This is a genomic window from Moorena sp. (assembly GCF_982860115.1).
Window position 1 is genome coordinate 1 of the sequence record NZ_CEYLVT010000096.1, and the last position, 5,781, is coordinate 5,781.

The 5,781-nt window shown below is 41.2% G+C and carries 3 protein-coding genes and 1 pseudogene; 3 read left to right on the forward strand and 1 reads right to left on the reverse strand.

What is annotated here, in order from left to right:
* Positions 1–244: 244 nt before the first annotated feature.
* The 3 genes and pseudogenes from AC4II3_RS17300 to AC4II3_RS17310 all read left to right on the forward strand — a co-directional run.
* Positions 245–385, forward strand: a pseudogene (locus AC4II3_RS17300) (RNA-guided endonuclease InsQ/TnpB family protein); the annotation flags it as partial.
* A gap of 256 nt (positions 386–641) precedes the next feature.
* On the forward strand, positions 642–1,181 hold the full coding sequence (locus tag AC4II3_RS17305) for an RICIN domain-containing protein (RefSeq protein ID WP_488029341.1): 540 nt from the start codon (positions 642–644) through the stop codon (positions 1,179–1,181).
* Between the two features lie 735 nt (positions 1,182–1,916).
* A complete protein-coding gene (locus AC4II3_RS17310; protein WP_488029340.1) occupies positions 1,917–3,131 on the forward strand; it encodes a calcium-binding protein in 1,215 nt (404 codons plus the stop codon).
* Positions 3,132–3,406: 275 nt separating this feature from the next.
* Here AC4II3_RS17310 and AC4II3_RS17315 read toward each other — a convergent pair whose 3' ends face one another.
* Positions 3,407–5,386 (reverse strand): hypothetical protein, encoded by a 1,980-nt coding sequence (locus AC4II3_RS17315; RefSeq protein WP_488029339.1) that lies wholly within the window; start codon positions 5,384–5,386, stop codon positions 3,407–3,409.
* Positions 5,387–5,781 lie beyond the last annotated feature (395 nt).

Genomic DNA, 5,781 nt, shown 5'->3' on the forward strand with positions numbered 1-5,781 from the left:
CGATTCCCGATTCCCGATTCCCGATTCCCGATTCCCGATTCCCGATTCCCTGTTCAAGAAAAGTGCTTAAGAGCCAATTTACGAGGGAACCTGTAAGTCTAAAGCCCCGTCTTTTCAAACCGGGTATGAATACTCATAGCGGCTTTACGCGCTGTTAGAAAAATATTTCTAGAGAATCTGGAATCTTACTTTAGGCGTTGTAGTAGAAGGTATAGGACAGTTAAGACAGTTAAGGTCGAAACTGATGATTATCTTAGAGTTCAAGGCAAAAGGAAAGAAACATCAATACTCTGGGATCAATGAGGCTATTCGGACGGTTCAATTTATCCGTAATAGCTGCCTCAGGTATTGGATGGAGAATAAAGGAGTCAACAAATTCGACCTTTTATGCCTTACATCAGAGGCTGGAAGCCTGTGGCACTCTGCTTGGGGTGCTTTTGAATAAAGTAAGCTGACCGCTGTTCGCGCAGCGTGAGCTAAAAGCTCACCACTGACCGCTTACTGGTATTGAAAATTTTCTGCATAACTATTGGTGATTACCCGGATAAGTAGATAGATAGTTACAAATCAGCTATTAGCACTCAGCATTCAGCTGAGTTTGTGGAACAATTTTTGAGCAATTTTTATCTAAAACTAAAACAATGTCTCATACCACCATGTCTAACAAAACTATAAAGAGAATTTTCACTTTTGGTATAGCTGTTGCGTCTTCTGTGATTGCTTTTGCCAGTACTACTAACGTTGCCCAAGGACAAACAAATTATCGCCTCAAAACCATGTTTACGGGAAGTGATAAATGTTTAGATATCATTAATGATGCTAACGACAATAAACCGATTATGGCTGACTGTGGTAATTATTCAGGACAATATTGGCAAATACAAAAAACAAACAAGTCTGGATATTATCGCCTCAAAACTCTGTTTACGGGCAGTAATAAATGTTTAGATATCATTAATGATTCTAAAGACAATAAACCAATTATGGCTGACTGTGGTAATTATTCAGGACAATTTTGGCAAATACAAAAAACAAACAGGTCTGGATATTATCGCCTCAAAACCATGTTTACGGGCAGTGATAAATGTTTAGATATCATTAATGATTCCCAAGACAATAAACCGATTATGGCTAATTGTGGGAATTATTCAGGACAGTTTTGGCAAATCCCTAATTTTTAACTAACTGCTTGAACTAGAAATTACCCTTTCGGGCAGGGCTGTTTCATTGTCCGGTAGAGTGATTGATAAAAATGGTGATCGCTGTGATGTCAAATGCCAGCGGTCACTTTATTACGTCGATAAACAGAGCTTGACCGATGTAAGTAATACTCCTTAAATCATAACCTGCTCGAAAGTCCTGAATGTGATGCGCTATGGCAAGTATGGATAGGGTGAGGCGGGGGTCAGGATGAAGTGCGACGCTTCGCGAACGCGCTCCATCGGTAAATGTGTTTACCCTACGGAAACTGGTTCAGTTACGAAGAAGCGATGAAGCTGAGGCCGTAGGCCACGCTACGGGAACCCGTGACTCGCATTTGGCTAGGTATAGCGCATCGCACAACCAAGCTCGTATCTACATCCCCAGGATAAGCGCAAGAAAAAATAGCCCATAATGTGCATTGGCTAGATATCGGTTGATCAAGTCTCTAAACCCCTATAATCTCCTAGAACTGTAGTCCCAATATAGTTAATTTATTAATAATAACCCGGTTTGCTTCTCAATAAGCCGCAGCTTATTGATTCTTGCCCTTACCCTGGGGAGCAGGAAAATAATCCTGTATACCTGATGGTTATGGGAACCGCCGTAACGTCTTGGAAAAATTTTTGCCCCTTATGCATAATTTTTCTAATCCTGAGAGATAGCTATTACAGATGGCTAATTAAACAACTTCTAAAATTTCAGGATAAACGATCATGGGTACATCAATTGGCGGCTTAGGTAATGATTTGTTAGTAGGTGACAACTATGATGATAACCTACTTGGACTTTCTGGAGATGACACATTATTAGGTGAAGGTGGAAATGACCTTATTGATGGTGGTGCAGGCAATGATTTATTAAAAGGTGGAGCAGGAAATGATTTACTTGATGGTAAAGCAGGTAATGATTTATTAAAAGGTGGAGACGGTATAGATGTTTTAGATGGTGGAAAAGATGATGATACGCTAATAGGTGATACCGGTGATGACAATATCAATGGTGCAGAAGGTAATGACCGATTGATTTGGAACAACGGTGATGGTAGCGATATCATGGAAGGCGGTACAGGCTTTGATGTACTTGAAGTCAATGGAGCAGATGGTTTAGGAGATAATTTTAATCTGAAAACCTTTGGTCCACGAGTAATCTTTGAACGGTTAAATCTAGGTCAGTTTAGTCTAAATGTTGATGATGTAGAGCAATTTGAAATTAATGGTCTTGGGGGAAATGATACTTTAACTGTTAATGATTTATCAGGTACCGATGCACAACTGGTAGTCTTTGATGGTGGTGAAGGTGATGATTCTTTGGACGGAAGTAAGGCAGTATTACCATTAGTAGCTATTGGTGGTAATGGTAACGACACCCTAATTGGAGGTGCTGGTGATGATCTCTTAAGGGGTGATGCTGGCAATGACTACTTAGTTGGTGGAGATGGTGATGACAACTTACTTGGAGATGCCGGAGATGATACTCTGATTGGTGGTAATGGCAATGACAACCTAGTTGGTGGAGGAGGTGATGATATACTAATTAGTGGCGTAGGTAATACTACCTTTACTTTGAACACTGGTTCAGCCTTTAATTCTAACAGTTTCGGGACTAGTAGTATTGTCAACTTTGATGCTAGTAAGGACAAAATTCGTCTGGAACAAAGCACTTTTACTGCTCTTACTAGTACTGGAAGTGGTGGATTAGATGAAAGTCAATGGCAAGTTGTTTCTGGTGATGATGAGGTTGACAGTAGTGATGCTTTGATTGTCTACAACGAGACAACTGGAAGTCTATTCTACAATCAAAATGGTAGTGAAGCTGGTCTTGGAAACGGTGCCCTGTTTGCTACATTTGGAACATCTGGAACTTCTGGCACTACCACGTTTTCCAGTAGTAATCCTTCCGTAGGTATAGAAGCTTTTGAGATAGCATAGGTTAGTTATCAGTTAGTTTAACTATAACTTAATAAGTCTCTTTAGGAGATAGGAGATAGGAGGTAGGAGTTAGGAGACAGCAGACAGGAGTTAGGAGATAGAACTTTTGTTAGTCAAATTTGCTAGTTCTGACTAAATGATCTAGGAGACAGGAGACAGGAGACAGGAGATAGGAATTAAGAGATTTGGTAAACTATGTGGTTTTCTAACTACTACCTCCTAACTACTACCTCCTGACTCCTAACTCCTAACTCCTACCTCCTTACTCCTATCTCCTATTCCTCCTTCACAAACCTAACTTTTTGCACCCCTTCAATCATCTGTAAGCCAAATTGAGCTGAGGTAAAGTTAGTGACAGAACCCCCTCCCCCACTACTGTTATTGAACCAAGTTTTCATATTCTCAGCAAATGTCACTAAGTTGATTACCTTTTTAGCTGAATTATTCCAGGGTACAGATATTTTTGAACCCACAATCAGCTCACCATTGGCATTTCTTAAATCTTTGGTAACCTCTGTGTCATCTACGTCAAAAGGATCTACTCCAAAGTGCATAGCTTCTGGTTTTTGGTGAATATCGACGGTTTTAACTTCCCCTTGGAATATACAAATTAAGACATCTTTGGCTAATTTATCCATCCGTAATAAGGGTAAAAGATTGCCTTCCGTCTCGTCAATGGAATCCGCATCCGCTACAGCCGTATCGTAGCCATCCACCAGTAAACCTGGCCATCCAGCCACCACTTGCGATCGCATAATAATTCCGGTAAGCTTTTGATCATCACTGCGGGTTAAACCACTGTTGCTAGAACGGGTTACAGTATCTTCGGTGACATCTGCCCCTGTTACCCGACCGATACTAAAGGCACCATCCTGTAAACAGTCTACCCATAAAGAATCTACACAGAAGAACCGGATTGATTCTGAGGGGAGTAGCTTTTCATGGGGAATTAAATAGTTAAAAGGTATACCTTTCAACAATTCCAAATCTCTGAACCACTTGAAGACATAGAGGGGAAGGTCTATCGGTGCTGCACTCTGCTTGGGAGTTAAGGGCAAGTGAATTAAAATGTTTTCCAGTTGTTTAAGTCTTTGAGCAAATGCTCTTTTCCAGTTATACAAGCCAGTGGCTACTGTAGAATTTTGCAGAGTCAACATCCGTCCTAATTGCCAAGCTGCTGCATAGGAAGTATCAAACAGTCCTAACTCAGGATCATAACGTAATAATTCATCCGCAGCTTTGGCAGGAAATTCATAGGTGTCGGAGTGAAAACCTGTTGCTAAAGGACTACGATACCAGGAAACCGTTTGACTTCCTTGGCGTAGGGAATGGGGAAAAGGAATATAGCCCATTGCTAAAGATTTTTCCGCAGTGGAATTCTCATTAACTGGGAGTCTGGGAGTGCTAGGGGTACGATTGAGATTCTTGAGGATTTCCGTAAAGGTTTGTTTAGGGTCTACACAAGAAAAACTCCAATTTGCTAAACTCACAAAACGGATCAGATCTTCATCCCCTGCCCCTTGAAAATCAAAGCCGTCATCGCCATAGCGTCCCTCGACGGAAACTAAATGGACGTAACTTGTGCCATTGGGTTGGGGTAAACGGCTACAGACAACAGTAGCAAATTCCTTGGCTTCTTCTGCTTCTTCCTCGGTGGCGTCTTCAGAAACATCTAAGTCTTCTGCTTTACGAACATGGGAAACATAAGCAAGATCAGCTTTAGTAGGCAAAATATCTGCTACATATTTCTTTTTGATATCGAATACTGCTGTTTGCTCCTCTGCTGTCTGTCCTACGCCATCAAGGGTGTAAGAAGGGAACTTCACCCCAGATTCCCCCGCTACTAAGTCTCCCAGGGTAATAGTTTTTAGTTTGGGTTTATCATCGTCATCCTCAAAATCAGAGTCCCGGAATAATAGTAAAACCAGCCAAGTTAAATTTTCATCACTTTGACCAGGATAACGTTCCCAAGGAAGAGTACTCCGGTTAACAGTGATATGGGGTAGTACGTTGGAATGGTCACCTAAGCTTTCTGGTGGAGGGAAAACGGCGTAAATGTCTTGGGGAGTGAGGGGTTCAAATCGTTCCCCAATTACAGAAAAGATTAATTCCTTGCTATAGGAGACATCATCAGGAATCCTGCCTTCGGTGTCAGAAATAGTTTGCTCCACTTTGATGTGGTATTCCCCACTTTCTAAGGCTGGTTGATGGTATTGAATAAATTTTATTTCTTGTCCTGCGGTGGTTGTAGTCATGATATTTTTCCTGTTGATGTTTGTAGTGCTTGGGAGGAGTTAGGAGTTGAGGAGTTAGGAGTTGAGGAGTCAGGAGATAAGGAGTTGAGGAGTTGAGGAGTTAGGAGGTTAGGAGTTGAGGAGTTAAGAAGATTAGGAGTTAAGAAGATAAGGAGTTGAGGAGTTAGGAGATTAGGAGTTGAGGAGTCAGGAGTTGAGGAGTTGAGGAGTTAGGAGTTTAGGAGTTGAGGAGTTAGGAGATTAGGAGTTGAGGAGTTAAGAAGATTAGGAGTTAAGAAGATAAGGAGTTTAGGAGTTAGGAGATTAGGAGTTGAGGAGTCAGGATTTACTAAATTCCCTACCTTAGTCTACTACATTTAGTTAGGAAAGATTCAGTTTTATTCTGTCTCCTTACC

Coding starts and splice junctions, on each gene's coding strand:
- AC4II3_RS17310 (WP_488029340.1), top strand. CDS start 1,917: ATGGGTACATCAATTGGCGGCTTAGGTAATGATTTGTTAGTAGGTGAC.
- AC4II3_RS17305 (WP_488029341.1), top strand. CDS start 642: ATGTCTCATACCACCATGTCTAACAAAACTATAAAGAGAATTTTCACT.
- AC4II3_RS17315 (WP_488029339.1), bottom strand. CDS start 5,386: ATGACTACAACCACCGCAGGACAAGAAATAAAATTTATTCAATACCAT.